Source organism: Alteromonas sp. MB-3u-76 (assembly GCF_002831605.1).
GTDB classification, from domain to species: Bacteria; Pseudomonadota; Gammaproteobacteria; order Enterobacterales; family Alteromonadaceae; genus Alteromonas; species Alteromonas hispanica.
In genome coordinates this window covers 1,466,947-1,482,278 of sequence record NZ_CP025115.1, presented here as the reverse complement: position 1 = coordinate 1,482,278, position 15,332 = coordinate 1,466,947, and the positions used below count along the sequence as shown (strand labels likewise).

The 15,332-nt window shown below is 43.9% G+C and carries 15 protein-coding genes; 6 read left to right on the top strand and 9 right to left on the bottom strand.

Annotated features, from left to right (window positions below):
* Positions 1 to 51: 51 nt before the first annotated feature.
* Together CW735_RS06700 and CW735_RS06695 are read left to right on the top strand one after the other, a co-directional pair.
* Positions 52 to 723 (top strand): hypothetical protein, encoded by a 672-nt coding sequence (locus CW735_RS06700; protein ID WP_100971389.1) that lies wholly within the window; start codon positions 52 to 54, stop codon positions 721 to 723.
* A 46-nt stretch (positions 724 to 769) separates the two neighbouring features.
* Positions 770 to 1,339: a sugar O-acetyltransferase gene (locus tag CW735_RS06695; protein ID WP_100971387.1), complete on the top strand. Its 570-nt coding sequence runs from the start codon at positions 770 to 772 to the stop codon at positions 1,337 to 1,339.
* A 29-nt stretch (positions 1,340 to 1,368) separates the two neighbouring features.
* Here the strand turns inward: CW735_RS06695 and CW735_RS19860 are convergent, their stop codons facing one another.
* Both CW735_RS19860 and CW735_RS19855 read right to left on the bottom strand, forming a co-directional pair.
* On the bottom strand, positions 1,369 to 2,061 hold the full coding sequence (locus CW735_RS19860; RefSeq protein ID WP_232368383.1) for a GGDEF domain-containing protein: 693 nt from the start codon (positions 2,059 to 2,061) through the stop codon (positions 1,369 to 1,371).
* Positions 2,062 to 2,168: 107 nt separating this feature from the next.
* Complete coding sequence (locus CW735_RS19855; protein ID WP_232368382.1) at positions 2,169 to 2,633, bottom strand: hypothetical protein; 465 nt, start codon at positions 2,631 to 2,633, stop codon at positions 2,169 to 2,171.
* Between the two features lie 316 nt (positions 2,634 to 2,949).
* Between CW735_RS19855 and CW735_RS06685 the strand changes: the two genes are divergently transcribed.
* The 3 genes from CW735_RS06685 to CW735_RS06675 all read left to right on the top strand — a co-directional run bounded on the left by CW735_RS06685 (position 2,950) and on the right by CW735_RS06675 (position 5,365).
* Positions 2,950 to 3,369, top strand: a complete 420-nt coding sequence (locus tag CW735_RS06685; protein ID WP_071979393.1) for an MAPEG family protein — start codon at positions 2,950 to 2,952, stop codon at positions 3,367 to 3,369.
* Positions 3,370 to 3,404: 35 nt separating this feature from the next.
* Positions 3,405 to 4,268 carry a formyl transferase gene (locus tag CW735_RS06680; protein ID WP_100971385.1) on the top strand — a complete coding sequence of 288 codons (864 nt, stop codon included), beginning with the start codon at positions 3,405 to 3,407 and terminating at the stop codon, positions 4,266 to 4,268.
* A gap of 167 nt (positions 4,269 to 4,435) precedes the next feature.
* Complete coding sequence (locus CW735_RS06675; RefSeq protein ID WP_442857505.1) at positions 4,436 to 5,365, top strand: hypothetical protein; 930 nt, start codon at positions 4,436 to 4,438, stop codon at positions 5,363 to 5,365.
* Between the two features lie 116 nt (positions 5,366 to 5,481).
* On the opposite strand, the gene CW735_RS06670 is transcribed toward CW735_RS06675, so the two are convergent.
* The 7 genes from CW735_RS06670 to CW735_RS06640 all read right to left on the bottom strand — a co-directional run bounded on the left by CW735_RS06670 (position 5,482) and on the right by CW735_RS06640 (position 13,358).
* Entirely contained in the window at positions 5,482 to 7,659 is a 2,178-nt protein-coding gene (locus tag CW735_RS06670; RefSeq protein ID WP_100971383.1) for a methyl-accepting chemotaxis protein, read from the bottom strand.
* A 729-nt stretch (positions 7,660 to 8,388) separates the two neighbouring features.
* Positions 8,389 to 9,192, bottom strand: a complete 804-nt coding sequence (gene dkgB / locus CW735_RS06665) for a 2,5-didehydrogluconate reductase DkgB (RefSeq protein ID WP_100973198.1) — start codon at positions 9,190 to 9,192, stop codon at positions 8,389 to 8,391.
* Positions 9,193 to 9,454: 262 nt separating this feature from the next.
* Entirely contained in the window at positions 9,455 to 10,354 is a 900-nt protein-coding gene (gene rluB / locus CW735_RS06660; protein ID WP_100971381.1) for a 23S rRNA pseudouridine(2605) synthase RluB, read from the bottom strand.
* 42 nt (positions 10,355 to 10,396) lie between these two features.
* Positions 10,397 to 10,990 (bottom strand): SMC-Scp complex subunit ScpB, encoded by a 594-nt coding sequence (scpB, locus tag CW735_RS06655; protein WP_100971379.1) that lies wholly within the window; start codon positions 10,988 to 10,990, stop codon positions 10,397 to 10,399.
* Positions 10,977 to 11,807: a segregation and condensation protein A gene (locus CW735_RS06650; RefSeq protein WP_232368421.1), complete on the bottom strand. Its 831-nt coding sequence runs from the start codon at positions 11,805 to 11,807 to the stop codon at positions 10,977 to 10,979. Before CW735_RS06650 ends, scpB begins: the two co-directional genes overlap by 14 nt.
* A 60-nt stretch (positions 11,808 to 11,867) precedes the next feature.
* On the bottom strand, positions 11,868 to 12,488 hold the full coding sequence (locus CW735_RS06645) for an L-threonylcarbamoyladenylate synthase (protein WP_071979399.1): 621 nt from the start codon (positions 12,486 to 12,488) through the stop codon (positions 11,868 to 11,870).
* 21 nt (positions 12,489 to 12,509) lie between these two features.
* A complete protein-coding gene (locus CW735_RS06640) occupies positions 12,510 to 13,358 on the bottom strand; it encodes a PHP domain-containing protein (RefSeq protein ID WP_100973196.1) in 849 nt (282 codons plus the stop codon).
* A 279-nt stretch (positions 13,359 to 13,637) separates the two neighbouring features.
* On the opposite strand from CW735_RS06640, the gene CW735_RS06635 reads away from it, so the two are divergent.
* On the top strand, positions 13,638 to 15,332 hold the full coding sequence (locus CW735_RS06635; RefSeq protein ID WP_100971377.1) for an anthranilate synthase component 1: 1,695 nt from the start codon (positions 13,638 to 13,640) through the stop codon (positions 15,330 to 15,332).

Genomic DNA, 15,332 nt, shown 5'->3' with positions numbered 1-15,332 from the left:
CCTCAACTTTCTTTTTTTAATTTTTAACTTTTTACTTTTAAGGTTATTGCAATGAACAAATCTTTTTTATCTGCCGCTGTTATAGTGCTTGGAACCACATTGCTAAGCGGCTGCGTTATTCACGTGGGAAATGCCAGTGCTTTAGATGGCAACGACGTAAGCACGATGCTGGGAAATATTAACATTGCCAGTGGTAAACACGCAGGCGATATATCGTCAGTGAATGGTAATGTAGATATCAAAGAGCATGGCAGTGCAGCCGAAATAAGTATTGTTAACGGTAATTTAGATATGAGTAGCCATGTTACCGTCGACAGCATTGATATAGTGAATGGCGACGTTGCTGCATCATCTCATCTTACTGTTAAACGAAGCATTGAGACGGTTAATGGTGATATTTCATTACAAGCTAACGGCAGTGTTGGTGGCAATATTGAAACCGTAAATGGAAATATCAGTATTACTGATGTAACGGTGAATAACGATATTAGCACCCTTAATGGCGACATAGATATTACTGGCAACAGTGAAATACACGGAGACATTATTTATGAGCACAATGAAAGTAACTGGGGCAACGACAAGGACAAGTTACCAACGTTAACGATTGGCAAGAACGTAACCCTTCACGGCAACATAATTTTAAAGCGTAGAGTCGAGTTAAATGTCGAAAGCGCAGACATAGATAAGAAAGTTGTTGTAAGCTATGACCATGCGAAATAGCTAAGAAAAATTGCGGAAGATATCGTCCTTTGGTAATCACACTCACATGACCGAACAAGAGAAAATGCTCGCAGGCGAGCTTTATTTCCCCTCTGATAAAACACTTACGGCACTTCGCAAGAACTGCCGTAAACAGCTAGATATTCTCAATAGCACCTGTCAGACCGAGCACAAAAAACGAACTCAGTTACTCAAAACATTATTTGGTAAAACTGGAAAGCGTTTGTATATCGAGTCTACGTTCAAATGTGACTATGGCGAGAACATATTAGTTGGCGAAAATTTTTACGCCAATTTCAATTGCGTAATTTTAGACGCCGCCAGAGTGACCATTGGTGATAACTGCATGTTGGCTCCACAGGTGGGCATTTACACGGCGACACACCCTACAGATCCAAAGCAAAGAGCCACCGGCATTGAGTTTGCAAAACCTATCACCCTTGGAGACGACTGTTGGGTGGGAGGTATGGCCGTAATTAACCCTGGCGTTACACTTGGCAATAATGTGGTTGTCGCTTCTGGCGCTGTGGTTACCAAGTCCTTCGGCGATAACGTCATTATTGGTGGTAACCCCGCTCGCGTGATTAAAGTTATCGATACTCACTCTACTGAGTAAAAATGTTCAAAGAGCGCGGGTTTAGCAGATTAAGAAAGGTCGCTTAAAGTAGCAAAGCCAACAAGGTTTTTGCCTTTGTGTTTAGCACTGTAGAGCGCCTCATCTGCGCACGATAGCATCTGATTCGGCAAGTCTTTCATGGTAAGTTGTTCAGGCGTTACACTGACGACACCGAATGAGCAAGACGCGTTAAACCTGCGCTCTCCTTCTCCGAACTGAGCTTTCGCAACATAGCTGCGAATACGCTCAACAATAACTGGGGCATGATTTTCGTTTTGTGTATCGGTGAATAAAATAACAAATTCATCGCCGCCAAGCCGAGCAATGCAGTCAGATTGGCGAATATTTTCTTTTATTATACCCGTGACTTGCGTGAGCAGCGCATCTCCGCTTGCATGGCCATATTTATCGTTTATCGCTTTAAAATTATCTACATCAAAAACGCAAACAGATACCCACTGTAGCTCTCCCCTCATCATCAAATTTATCGCTTCAGTGAGACGTATTTCTAAGTAACTGCGAGAAAAGGCTTGGGTTAAATGGTCATACATTAAACGGTCGCTTAGTAAGCGCCTTTCCTCATAAAGATCATCGATATGTAGCACCAGCGCCCATGCAATGCAGGACGTAACACAGAAAGAACCAACCCATGTCAGCGGCGGAAGATCAATAACCTGAATTCCCGTTAACATGTCACACACGCCGGTAAACATCCAAAACATATTGGCTATTAATAAAAGTAAAACGGTACTCGAGTTGCCATTGTCCTGTTTTCTTTGCTGTCGGTTGAAGACTCGGACTAATACGAAGATACCGTATACGGCCAATATCAAAATCCATGCCCCCATACCTGAAATAGCGGCCCGTAGACTAAGCCCGTGTAATAAGAGGACGTTGCATAAAAAGCATTGGCGAGAAAAAGCGAGCTGGGTATAGCGGTAGCAATCGAAAAAGCCGCGCAAACCCCATAGCACCATTTCAACGAGGTGGGTGCCTCATATTCGAAGAAGGACAGATAAAAGTGCAAGCTGATCACGGTGGTAAACATGGCGGCAATCACCGTAATACGATTTGAAACGCTCAGATAAATAAGGTTGTCACTTGAGTTGAGCAGCACGGCAAAAGCACCAAAAAAGATACTGCTGACGAGGGCCCCAATGGAGAAAATTAAGTAATATTTTACCGACTCCTCATGGCGGGACGTCAGGCGATAATACAAGAGTATAAAGAATAAACTTAGTAATAAGCAGACCGCAGAGGTAATGAATAAAGGCAGCGATAATGCGTGAATCATTTTTGTTATTTACGCCCTTTTCTCTCGTTTGCTTTTAAGCAAAAGCATATCATCAATACTCGCTGCAAATAGGCTTATCAACTATCGAAGCGCAAACGGCCATGTATTTTTTATAGTTTAATTAGAATTTCTTACATAAATATATCAGCTGTTTTTCGTTTGTTTCATATGAAGTCAGCAGAACTATCTACGTTAATGCAAGCGCACAAGCGCTATCCTTTCTTATTTTAGCCAAGGCCTGCTTTTTGCACATCTTTTTTTATTAATGAATGTTATGAATAAGTAATACATAGATAAATAGAATAAGGACTAACTAATGACAGATATCACCTTTTCGGCATATTTTGCTTTTTTCCTTTACTTACTACTTTTACTTGTGCAGTGGGGTGTAGCAACTATTAGTAAAGCAAAACAACCTAATGCTGTTCCCGGCAAGATAGATGACGAATTGTCTCACAATAGTTTTGTATTTCGAGCACACCGCACGTTCCATAACACTCTTGAAAATAGTGCATTATTTATAGGGACGATAATGCTTGCCTTTGTGTTAAATTATCAAAGTACGGTATTTGCACTTTGTATCTGGGTTTATCTAATTGCCAGGTTCATTCACATGGTGCTGTATTATGCGATAGCCACTGAGAAAAACCCCAGCCCCCGTAGCTATTTCTTTTTAATTGGTGTTGTTGCGAATATCACCATGCTGGTGTTATTGGGAATGCGGCTAGTGGCGTAACTTGATTTCATAGGGCCATATTTGGAAGAGAAACCATGCGTATTACACTGCTTTGCAATTTAGATATTGCCAGTAATTTAGCCGCCAACCAGTTAATTAATGCACTCCCCGAACACCAGTTTAGTATATTGATGACGTCACAGGTTGGCGGTAATAACAAAAGACCGGATGCATTAGAGGCGCTTTCGTTTTATGAGAACGCCCTATTTACGCAAATACTTTTTCCCGCGTTAGAGTGTAATAAGGGAACTAATAAACAAGGACACCTTGACTCCTCTATAGAGAGCTCGCAAAACAAGGACGCCCCATTGCTCACATTTGACGCCATGAAACAACGTGGCATTGACATTCATATTGTCTCCAATATTAACGAAGGCAATGGGCTTGAGCGTTTAACAGCAAGTAATCCCGAATTAGTTTTGTCAGTTCGTTTCGGTCGAATATTGAAAGAGCCAGCGCTTAATGTGCCTCAGAATGGCGTTTTAAATTTGCATTCAGGATTACTGCCTCAGTACCGAGGAATTATGGCGACATTCTGGTCGATGCTAAAAGGCGAGCCACAGATAGGCTGTACGTTGCACCGAATACAGGACGCTGGAATTGACACCGGTGATATCGTATCTATTCACCCTATCGTTACTGATTATGATAAGTCGTACTTTGACAACATGCTTGCCATTTATCCTCAGGGTTTAGAGGCAATGATTGATGCTGTGAAACGAATTGCCGATGGCAAACAGTTAGACGCACTATCACAGGATATGTCGCAAGCAGGTTATTTCACAATGCCTGATCAAGCGTCGATAACACTCTTTGAGCAAAAAGGCTATCGGTGGGTTAATCACGATAAATTGATTATGCTAGCAAAACGATTTATGCCCAATGGCGTTGTAATGTAAAATACTGGTTTATGCTCTGCGGGTTTATATTGTGTAGGTTTATGCTCTGCGGGTTTATATTGTGTAGGTTTATGCTTTGCAGATTTATGTTGTGCGTAGCGAAAAAATGAAACCAACTATAGGGATAATGTGTGAACAGAGTTTTACTGGCTAAATTGTTCGGTTTCATTATTTTGGGAAGCGTTTTCAATTACTCAAAAGAAACTAATGCCAACGAACTACACTTTTCCCAGAAACTAGATATTCAACTGCGTTACGACAATCGCTCGAATAGACCAAGTCGAGAGCAGTACCGTTTTCGTTATTACCCCTCTTTGGCGCTATCTAAAACCTGGTCTCTCAACAGTTTTGTTGTAACGGGAGACGGGTTTTCTTCAAGTCACAACACCATTGGCAGTAGTAACACAGATTATCTGTACGCAAGGCGACTTTATATTCGTCACCAAGGTGATTACGGAAAAACCGAATTTGGTGTTATTCCAACGTACAAAGGACGAGTTTCCTCTACTGGTCTTTCAAAAGACGGCTGGATAACCGGCCTTAGGCATGTCCGCCATCTTCAAAACAACAGCGCGCTCGAAGTCGTTATCGGACAGCTTGCCAACGAGCAGGCTAACCACGCGTTAGGTTTTGGAAAGGGAAACAGTGGTGATAACTATTTTGAAGTTGAATACTCGGCGAGAATGGGACAGCGACACAGCTATGAGGCCAGCATAGAGCGAATGCTGCGTGGAGATTTTCTGCGTGCTGAATATCGGTTTAATTATGCCACTAACAACACCGTGTTTTTTGAAAACGTTCAGCGAATAGATGCTACAGCAAATAAGTTTGTTGCAGGTATGAGTGGAGAATTCTCCGGCACATTTTTGAGCCTACCTTATCCCATTGAGTACTTTGCCTATTATTCCTATGTGGATGACGGATTTGGCCAGCGAGTAGAGCTTACCGAGGACTTTTTAGGCACTGGGCATGGTGGTTCAGTAGAAATAAGCAGCGTATTGTCTACACAGCATGGGTTGGACTGGTTTGTAAGAGTAGATACCGTTGATAGTGTTAGCCGCTTGCTTGCGGGCATAAAGCTCTCTTTGAACCGGTGACTACAAGGGCGTGTTTAATACAAAAACACCCATCAGACCTGCTTTAGAGCTTGATTCAATATTAAGCGCAACAGGTTAGGATGGGTGCTTATTAAGCTGAAATGTACTAGCTTACCCTAGAATGACTCCCACTCGCCGTGCTCGGGTACCTTGGGTTTAAGGTTCGTTACTGTGCTGCCAAGGTTTTCTATCTGCTTTGGTCGCACGCTGTTTATATGAGTTTCTCTCGGTATCATTGAAGAGTGGTTGCTTTGCAAATTTCTATCGCCGATATCAAACACAGAGACTCTATTTGATAAGTTGCCAGCTTGCTGCTGAAGGCTCTCTGCAGCGGCCGCCGCTTCTTCTACAAGTGCTGCATTTTGCTGCGTTACTTCGTCCATTTGCACCACCGCTTTACTGACTTCTTCAATTCCAGAAGCCTGTTCGGAGCTTGCCGCTGCTATCTCGCTCATTATATCGTTAACCCGCTTAATCGAAGTGACAACTTCTTGCATGGTGTCTCCAGATTGCCTAACGAGGGTATTTCCACTGTCTATTTTGCTTACTGAGTTGGAGATAAGCTCTTTAATTTCCTTTGCCGCTTCAGCAGAGCGCTGTGCAAGGCTTCTTACTTCTGAGGCGACTACCGCAAAGCCTCTTCCCTGCTCACCGGCACGTGCGGCCTCAACAGCCGCATTCAGTGCGAGAATATTTGTTTGAAATGCAATGCCATCAATAACTCCAATGATGTCAGAAATTTCTTGCGCAGACTCATTAATCGACGACATGGTATCAACAACTTGGCCAATAAGGTCGCCTCCCTGCGTGGCAACCAAACAGCTTTGCGATGCCAACTTATTGGCCTGCTCTGCATTTTCGGCGTTAAGTTTTACCGTTCCGGTAAGCTCTTCCATACTCGATGCAGTTTCTTCTAAGCTAGACGCCTGCTGCTCTGTTCTACTGGAAAGATCGCTGTTACCTGTTGCTATTTCCGTAGATGCAGTAGTGATAGTTTCTACGGCGTCATAGATAGAGCCTATGGTACTGCTCATTTGTTCGATAAATTGGTTAATGGCCTCACCGAGAACTTGAAATTCCCCCTCAAATTGACGGTCGACTTTGCATTTTAAATTGCCCTTAACCAGCTCGCCCATTATAAACTTGATATCGTTTATCGCCTGTTTTCTACCAGTGATGTTTACCGCGAACTGAACAACTTTAAAAGGCTTTCCGTTTTGATCGAGTATTGGATTATAAGACGCCTGTACCCACACTTCTTTTGACCCGCGACCTACGCGTTTAAACTCACCGCTCACCAACACACCTTCTCTCAATTGTTCCCACAGCTGGTTATATTCAATACTGCGCTTGAACTCTTCATCGACAAACAAGCTGTGATGGCGACCCTTTATCTCTCTAAGGTCGTACCCCATCATATCGAGGAAATTGTCATTGGCTGAAAGTACCTTGCCCTCTAAGTCAAATTCCACTACCGGCTGTGCTTTATTTATTGCATCGATTTGCCCCTCAAAGTAGGCATTTTTCAGTTTCGACTCGGTGACATCGGTTGCAAATTGGACTATTCGAATCACTTTGCCCGCACTGTTTTTTACTGGATTAAAAGTAGATTGTATCCACACTTCCTCTCCATTTTTATCTACAATGCAGTATTTACCATCTTGCTCGGTTCCCTCTTTTAGTTCACGCCATAGGCTTGAGCACTCTTCCGACTTTTTGTAATCACTGGTATGCAAAGTTTTATATTGCTTTCCAACAAGTTCATCTTTCGAGAACCCCAGAATTTCTTGAAATTTGTCATTGGCATTTTCGATAACTCCATCCGCGTTCATTTCAACTACCGCTTGAGCGTTATTCAATACATTTAGCATGGTCGTTTTTATGAGTAATTCGGATTGGTCGACCCACTCAACCATAGTGCCAATATTACGATTAGATTGATCGAAAAGAGGCGTTAGGGTGAGTTTAAAATTTAAGTCGCCAATACTAACCGAGGACTCCATGGTAGATTTCAATTCGGCAAGAACATGGCGCTGATGAGAGGGGTTTTTATGAAATTGATCGATATTCTGTCCCACCAGGTTATCGGCTGAAAACGTGGGAAGGATGGCTTGTAGTTTTTTCTCGTTGTCTTTAAGCAACTTTTTAACCGCTTCGTTTGCATAAATTATATTGCGGTCTGCATCTGCCATCATAATGCAGCAGGTTGTTGCATTCAGTGCTTGTTCGTTTCGTTGGGACTGCTTTGCGTCGGTCGCTGATGTAAATTCATCTAGCCATGTCATCACGCCCATGTTATTCACCTTTCTGTACTGTTATTGCTGTCATCAATTGAAACAAGTCCAGTAGAAAATTCCATTTTTTGGGCTTGTAATAGAGAGCCGACATGTCTGTAGTCTTTCTGTTTTAACCTTATTTGAACCCCTCGGCTGCGCTAATTAACGCTAAGCCGCGAGCTTCGAAAATATCAGTCAACTGCTCCCAAATTTGCCTGATCTTGTAAGACTGCCAACTTAAAAACCAACGTTAGAACGCTAGCCCTTTAAGTATTAATATAATTTAATATTCATCCATTATACTTTTGAATACTTTTATGAAAAAAATTTAATTTATACAGAAACTGAAATAGCAACTAAATTTCAATAACTTACCTAGATAAAGAGATAGAAAAGCAGAACCAATGTCATAAAAGCGAAAAAACAAACGCGACAGATACGACATTTGTTTATACTGACACCCTGTAAAAGGCCTTGTGACGACAATATTAGATTTAACGCTAGCGGACATTTTCCTGCCCCGAATTTGACCACCGCACAAAAAGCTTACATGTGTTTGTTAAGAAAAAAATTTTTAAGATTCTTTTTATTTAGCAGGCACGAACAATAATAAAAACAGGAATACGAGATAATAAAAACCACTGCGATAGGTTTTAATATCGCAGCGGCTCTGAAGTGTTAAACCCAAAGATGGTTGGCCCTAATACTTAACGCAAGAGTCAAATGGGCATTTTAGAAAAAAACGCACTAATCCCATTTTGGAGCGAAGTCTGGGTCGACAATTCGCTCGCCATTATCGAGCTCATCGATAGCGGTCAAATCTTCCTCAGAAAGCTGTACGCCGCCATAAGCCAGATTTTCCGCCAAGTGCGTTTTGCTGGTAGAAGATGGTATGGCGTATATATGACGCTTCTCCATCCATGACAACACCACCTGCGCTGGTGAGGCATCGTATTTTGCGCCAATACTAATGAGTGTATCGTCTTTCATTACCTTGCCTACAGCAAATGGCATGTACGCAGTTATCTTGATGTCTTTTTCTCTACAAGCTTCAACTACAGCGCGATTTTGCATAAAAGGATGCAACTCGATTTGGTTAGTGTAAAGCTCACCTTTACCTAAAATCTTTTCAGCTTGATCCAGCTGGTCGATGGTAAAGTTAGATACGCCAATATGACGAGCTAAACCAAGTTCTTTTACCTGTTTGAGTCGGCCTAAGTAGCTTTCTAGGGTGATATCGTCACCGGGATAAGGCCAATGAATTAAGAGAAGATCGACGTATTCTAATTTTAGCTTTTCCAAGCTTTCGTGAACACTTGCCATAAACTGGTCTTCACCGAGGGACTCGTACCATACTTTGGTAGTCACAAAAATATCGGAACGGCTTAAACCACTGGTTTGGATAGCATCACCTACCTCAGATTCATTTCCGTAGAATTGCGCAGTATCAATGTGTCTAAACCCTACACTTAGCGCGTCGACGACTGCTTGTCTTGCTTGGCTACCCTCTAAACGGAACGTTCCCATTCCCATTTGCGGCATGTCTTTCATACTTTCTCCTTGTGATTGAAAAAACATCTTGTTCGCTTTTTCCTACGGACACATTAGAAAGAGGATCGACTTTTCGTTTGTTATAAAACAGGAAAACTGGATTAATACCATTAGTTCGCATAGATAATTGCCCACTCAGAAGGCGCTGGCAAGTTACCCAGCGAAGCCTGGGAATGCAGGAATGGCTGTTAGGCAGATTTAGCGGGACAAAGAAAAAAGCGCTCTTTCTCAAGAGCGCTTATGTTAATGGGTAGCTGGGAATTTATTTACGCTTTGCAGGTCTCGCAGTTCGCTGCTTAAGCCCTTGCTGCTTGCGCACCTTGTGCTTTTTCACAGAGCGACGCATGCGGCTTAACCTAACGTGATCCAGCTTGCCTTGTTGGTTCACATTTACCATGGTTTGTGTTTCATCAGCTAGCTGCACATGCTTTCTCAGCGCGTTAACATCTGATAGTTCAAGTTCTACCCAAGCACCTTGCGGAAGGCGCTTTTGAAGCTCAATAGGTCCGTATTTAACGCGGATAAGACGACTAACCTGAACTCCCTGCGATTCCCAAAGACGACGTACTTCGCGATTGCGTCCTTCTTTAAGAGTAACGTTGTACCAGCGGTTCATACTCTCGTCTTCACCGGTTTGTGGTGTAGGCGTACCAGATACGGTTAAAAATTTTGCTTCACCGTCTTCTAACTGAACGCCTTTTTTCAGGGTGCTGATGGTTTTGCCTGTCACTTCACCAAACACCCGAACGGCATACTCTCGTTCTACTTCGCATTTAGGGTGCATTAAGCGATTTGCCAATTCACCGTCATTGGTGAACAGCAGTAAACCACTGGTGTTCATGTCTAAACGACCCACTGTAATCCAGCGGCCTAGTCGGATAGCGGGGAGTCGGTCGAATACAGTATCGCGCCCTTCGGGATCGTGCCTACTGCATAGCTCGCCTTCCGGCTTGTTATACATAAGCACACGGCACACAGGCTGCTCGGTTTGACGAGACAGCAAGTGACCGTCTACACGGATATTGGCCGTACCATCTACGCGGTCGCCAAGTTTTGCCACAGCGCCGTCTACCGACACTCTGCCATCATCAATCCAACGTTCCATTTCACGTCGCGAGCCTAGCCCTTGATTAGCTAGTACTTTTTGCAACTTTTCAGTCATGGGTAACTTCACTCTATTTTTGCTTGTTTACGGTCGCACGGTCTATTTAGACGGTGCCTCATTTAACACCTTAAGCGTCGGGTCAGATTCACTATTTTCCGCCATATTTTCAAAGGCATCGGCATCTGGCAAATCGGCCAGCGATGACATTGAAAAGTAATCCAGAAACTCTTTTGTTGTAGCATAAAGCGCAGGACGCCCTGGCACTTCTTTGTGCCCTACAACTTTAATCCAACCTCGTTCTGTGAGTGTTTTTATAATATTGCTGCTTACCGCCACGCCTCGAACCTGCTCAATTTCACCGCGGGTAATGGGTTGGCGATAGGCAATAAGCGCCAATGTTTCTAACATTGCGCGCGAATACTTAGGCGCACTTTCCTGCCATAATTTACTTAACCAGGGGCTAAGCGCATCAAGAGACTGAAAACGAAAGCCGCTTGCTACTTCAATAAGCTGTATTCCTCGCGGCTGATAATCTAGCTTCAGCTCATTGAGTATTTTGCTTAACGTTCGGTCAGCCACTGTAAATTCGTTTAGCACAGTATCTTTTAGCTGCTGTCGGCTAATGGGTTTATCTGCAACAAATATAGCAGCTTCAACCAGCTGCTTGAGCTGCGCCGTATTAATCTTCTTCATGAGCGCCTAATTTTACATGAATTTTAGCGTAAGGACCCGCCTGCACACAAAAAATAAGCTGCGCTTTTACCAGCTCTAAAACCGCGAGAAATGATACTACAACACCGGCACGCCCCTCTTCCGGGGTAAAGAGCGCCTCTAGCGAAGAATAATCGGTATTGTTGAGTAAATCTAAAATCATCGACATTCTTTCTCGCGTGCTCAATGCTTCTCTGGCAATAGTATGGTGCTCGAATGCCTCTGCGCGCTTCATTGCTTGACTAAATGCCAGTACCACTTCGGCAAGCGATACATCTGGCTCAACGCGTATGGGAACCACGTTAGAACTCGTCGATACACTCACCTCAAAGATATCGCGCTCTAGTCTGGGCTGCAGGTCAAGGTCTTCTGCCGCTTGTTTTACCAATTCATATTCTTTTAACCGACGAATAAGCTCAGCACGAGGGTCCTCCTCTTCCTCACTTTCATCACTTCGCCTAGGCAATAACAAGCGAGACTTTATCTCAGCCAAAATGGCCGCCATGAGTAGGTATTCAGCAGCAAGTTCTAGCTTTAACGCCATCATGGCGTCCACATATTCCATGTATTGCTTAGTTACATCGGCAATGGGCAACACGGTAATGTCAAACTTTTGCTTTCTAATTAAATAAAGTAATAAATCAAGGGGGCCCTCGAAGGTTTCTAAAATCACCTCCAGCGCGTCGGGCGGGATAAATAAGTCTTCAGGTTTTTCAATTAGCGCTTCGCCGTTAATAAATGCTAACGGTAATGGCTGTTGAACGGGTGCGGTTGCTGCTGCACTGGCGTCATTCCCCACAACGCTGTGCTCTGAGCTAACCTGTATTTTGCCTGCACTACTGTTCAACAGTTTTTCTCATTATTGGAACGGCGTAATGTCACCGGTACCCTCGCGCAAAATAACAGGGGTATCGTCTGAAAGGTCGACAACGGTAGTCAAATGCTCACCAATGTACCCGCCATGAATAATTAGGCCGACTTGCTTTTCGAGGTTTTCACGAATAACGTCAGGGTCTGATTCTGCCGCGGTATTGCCAGGTAAAATTAATGACGTAGACATTAGCGGCTCTCCAAGCTCTTCCAATAACGCCAGAGCAATAGCGTTGTCTGGCACGCGAATACCAATTGTTTTTCGCTTGGGGTTTTGCAAGCGCTTGGGTACTTCACGGGTAGCTTTTAATACAAAGGTGTAGTGCCCTGGCGTATTATTTTTGATTTGACGGAACGCTGTATTATCAACTTTTGCGTAAATGGACAGTTCTGACATGTCACGGCACATCAAGGTAAAATTATGGTCTTTACCTATTTGACGAATGCGGCAAAGCTGCTCAAGCGCTTTTTTATCTTCAATTTGGCATCCAATGGCATAGCCAGAGTCAGTAGGATAAACCACCACTTCGCCATTGCGAATTAACTCACAAGCTTGGCTAATGAGGCGCTTTTGAGGGTTGTCTGGGTGAACGTAAAAAAATTGGCTCATAGTTTCTCTCAATCTTGTGTGTTAGGTACGCTGCTCGATATGCTGCCAATTATGCCAGACAGGTGTCAACTTGCTGTTTATACCTAAATTCTTTCCAAGTTCAGTCCAACGAGACGGAAAGTGAAAATCGGAACCCGCAGAGGCGTAAAGGCCGTGATTTTCTGCTAGCTCGTTAATAAGTTCTTGTTTGGTTTTGTTAATGCCAGGAAACGCAGTTTCGATTGCATCACCACCACTTTGCTCAAAGAAAGCGACAAGTCTTCGCAGCCATTTTGCCGTCATGTCGTAATGCGCAGGATGTGCCAATACCGCTTGCCCACCCGCGTCTTGAATCCACGATATCGCAGTATCTATACTTGGCCACTGCGCTTTAACGGCAGCCCGTTTACCTTTACCTAAATATTTTTTGAACGCGGCGTTCATGGTGGGAACACCGTAATTATTCACCAGCACCCTCGCAAAATGGGCGCGGGTTACTTGCCCAACACCGGCGAGTGCTTTTGCTCGCGCTAGAACGCCCTCAAAACCACATTTTTCTAATTTTTCTGCAATTAACTCAGCCCGCTCTTCCCGAGTGTCTGCCTGCTGCTGTAAACGCGCAAGAAAGGTTGGACAATTGCGATTGACATTAAGCCCTACCACGTGAATATCAAAACTGTGCCAAAGCGTCGATATTTCTACACCGTCAATAAGCGTAAGCGCACGTTTTTGCTGTGCTTGAGTAGCATGGGCTTCGCTCAGTCCAGCAACGGTATCGTGGTCTGTAATTGCAAGGACATCCACCTGCATAGTGTGCGCGCGAAGCACGAGTTCAGCGGGCGTGAGATGGCCGTCAGAAAATTTTGTATGGCTATGTAGATCTATTTTCAATGTATTATGCAAATTTAAGGTTGACACAAAAGGCGTTTTGTTTTCTTCTATAGGCACAGAGTATACGTTTTTACAGCTTCAATGCCTATTGAAGTTTGAACCAAACACAGAGTTATTCATGCATTCTTTATTAAATTCGACAGCAATGAAAATTGCAGCTTGGTGGTGGCACTCCCTAGTTTAGCGGGCGGTGTGCATGGTAGTGCGTGAATGAATACACAAAAGGCCCGTTAGTACGGGCCTTTTTTTTATCTTTTTGCAGTTGGAGAGTAAGCAAAAATGAGTTTAGCAGAACTGGGGACATCTCCAGGCAAGGTAGAAACCATCGAACAGGCGGGCCGATATATTGACGACCCTCTTGCCGCTTTTGCGCATATTTGCGGTGAAAAAAGTAATGCCTTACTTCTTGAATCTGCAGAGATAGATTCGAAAGACGATCTTCAGAGCTTATTAATGGTAGACGCCGCTTTACGCCTTGAGTGTAATGAAAATAAAGTGACTGTGACTGCATTAACGGCCAACGGCAAATCGGTGCTTCCGCTTTTCCTCTCTGAATGCCCGGAGGGGTTAAATGTGACGGGTAATGATGAGATGTCTGTCTCTCTTGAGGCCGATATCGCATCAGCTGAGTTAGATGAAGATAGTAGACTGAAAGCGGCTAGTGTTATGGACGCACTACGCATCATTGTGAATAAAATAATCCCAATAAGACAACACCCCCACGCGGTATTTTTAGGGGGCGTTTTTGCCTACGATATGTTGGCCGGATTTGAAAATCTTCCCAATGTGGCTGACGGAGAAAATGACTGTCCAGACTTTGTTTTCTATTTAGCTGAAACGCTTATTACTGTAGATCATCAAACTCGCGAAACTAAACTATTAGGCAGTGTTTTTAGCGGTGCAGACGTAGCACAACAGTATTTTGCGGTTGCACAGCGTTTAGAATCATTGCATCAGCAGCTGCACGCTATGCCAGAAACACCGCAGCTAACGGGCCAAAAGAACCGCGATACTGCAAGAACTCAGTTCAGACAAGCACAAAACGGACAGTCACTCGTAAGTACAGATATGAGCGACGAAGTGTATTGCAACCACGTACTCGATTTAAAACAGCACATATTAGCGGGGGATATTTTTCAAGTAGTACCATCGCGTACTTTCTCCCTGCCATGCCCTTCTCCTCTTCTTGCCTATGCAAAATTAAAAGAACAAAATCCCAGCCCTTACATGTTCTATATGCAAGATGCCGAATTCGCTATTTTCGGTGCGTCACCAGAGTCGGCATTAAAATACGATAGCGAAACCAACCAGGTAGAAATTTACCCTATTGCAGGAACCCGTCCTCGCGGTAAACATGCCGATGGTAGTATTAACCATGATTTAGACGGTCGAATTGAATTAGACTTGCGCGAAGATACCAAAGAGAAATCTGAGCATATTATGCTGGTTGATCTTGCTCGCAACGACGTGGCGAAGGTGAGCCAACCAGGTACCCGCTTTGTTAAAGACCTATTTAAAGTAGACCGTTACTCTCATGTAATGCACCTTGTTTCACGTGTGGTGGGTCAGCTTCGCGATGACGTAGATGCGCTAAATGCCTATCAAGCGTGTATGAACATGGGCACACTGGTTGGTGCTCCAAAAGTAAGTGCAGCTACGCTTATTCGCCAAGTCGAGCAAAAACGACGAGGCAGCTATGGCGGTGCAGTAGGCTACATAAATGGGCGAGGCGATATGGATACCTGTATTGTTATTCGTTCTGCCTTTGTAAAAAATAACACAGCCTATATTCAAGCTGGTGCCGGTGTAGTGCACGACTCAATTCCTCAGGCTGAGGCTGATGAAACCAGAGCAAAAGCGCAAGCGGTTATTGGAGCAGTGCGCGCATCACTTGAAGAAGAATTTGAGCCAACAGCTCAGGCTGGTGAAAAGCAAGCCAGCGAGCAGGCCTCAAACAATGAGGGCTCGGCATGA